The organism is Alishewanella sp. WH16-1 (assembly GCF_001441695.1).
In the GTDB taxonomy this organism is placed as follows: domain Bacteria; phylum Pseudomonadota; class Gammaproteobacteria; order Enterobacterales; family Alteromonadaceae; genus Alishewanella; species Alishewanella agri.
Map to the genome: position 1 here is coordinate 1 of NZ_LCWL01000138.1, position 822 is coordinate 822.

At 44.9% G+C, this 822-nt stretch carries 2 protein-coding genes; one reads left to right on the forward strand and one right to left on the reverse strand.

The features are described 5' to 3' along the window. Nucleotides 1-196 precede the first annotated feature (196 nt). Nucleotides 197-502, reverse strand: a complete 306-nt coding sequence (locus AAY72_RS14655) for a hypothetical protein (protein ID WP_057788514.1) — start codon at nt 500-502, stop codon at nt 197-199. 43 nt (nt 503-545) lie between these two features. Here AAY72_RS14655 and AAY72_RS16975 point away from each other — a divergent pair. Continuing rightward, nucleotides 546-822: hypothetical protein (locus AAY72_RS16975; RefSeq protein WP_231728979.1), on the forward strand; the 277-nt coding region annotated here is incomplete at its 3' end.

Genomic DNA, 822 nt, shown 5'->3' on the forward strand with positions numbered 1-822 from the left:
ATAGCGCGACAATTTCAATTAGCCGGTAACGCATTAATAGCTCCCAGCGCAGAGGCCAGCCACTGGCAACTAAACAGCCGCTGGCCTCAGGGTTACTATTGTTATCTGTCGAAAGCGGTTGCTTAGGTTGAGGGTTTTGCATCTAAACTCCTGTAAAATGTGTCTGATTAGCATACATATCTGCAATCAATATGTTTCAGGCGTTATCCGTTTCTGCATTAAAGGTAGCAACCGGCCAGGGTAAATTAAACTGCTTTAAAATGGCTTGCTCTGCCGCTAACCATTGGCTGAAGTTATCAATCTTTAAGTCATACGGAATAGCCAGCACATAATATTCATAAGCCAGATAAACCAAATCGGCATAGCGCCAAATACGCCCAGCATACACCACTTTATCGTGCTTAGCGTTGACTAAGTGTTCAATAGCATTGATAGTTTTACACAGCGCTTGTAAGCGGGTTAGCCGGGGTAAATCCTCAGCGCGAATGGGCTGGTTGTTCATAGTTAGCTCGCGTTATGTTGGGTGTTGCCTCAACTCTAAGTCAGTGCGCGAACGTCTTAAAGGGTTTGCCGCAAACGCCAAAAAACATCTGCCTGAAAAACATACACTGAACGCCTGCACAGTATGGCGTGAAAAAAGAAACAGCCTAAGATGGTGGCTTATGGATGACATGTCACTAACCATGACAGCAAAGGACAAGATAGCAGGATGCTATCAACAGGGTAGGAATTTACTGGCAGGGATGCCCATACTTGGAGGAAGTTGGAATGACGGTACTGCAACAAGATCTATTCTTAATAACCTTAGAAGCGCAATTTCGC

What these genes read in the sequence shown, in the direction of transcription:
- AAY72_RS14655 (WP_057788514.1), bottom strand. Translation starts at nt 502, where the DNA reads ATGAACAACCAGCCCATTCGCGCTGAGGATTTACCCCGGCTAACCCGC.